Genomic DNA, 246 nt, shown 5'->3' on the forward strand with positions numbered 1-246 from the left:
GTCGTACAGCGCGTCATAGTTCTTCCCGAAATGCTTCGGAAACAGGAACGAGGTCGCGATCGTTTCCATCACTTCCTGCTTCGACTGCGCGGCGCCGCAATACGCGTACAGGAAATGCTGGCCGAGCCGACCGGCTTCGTCGGCGAGATCCTGCACGCGGAACGCGCGGATCGACTGCACGAGATTGGGTCGCACGGTCGTGAAAAGGCTCATAGGCTCCTCGTTCGATGAAAGCCCGGGCTCGGC

At 61.0% G+C, this 246-nt stretch carries 1 protein-coding gene; it reads right to left on the reverse strand.

Annotation, left to right across the window (positions count from 1 at the left end):
• Positions 1-213: barstar family protein (locus AC1RPV_RS08145; protein WP_481764260.1), on the reverse strand; the 213-nt coding region annotated here is incomplete at its 3' end.
• Positions 214-246 lie beyond the last annotated feature (33 nt).

Source organism: Dellaglioa sp. CoH-55-MRSF-9 (genome assembly GCF_056782155.1).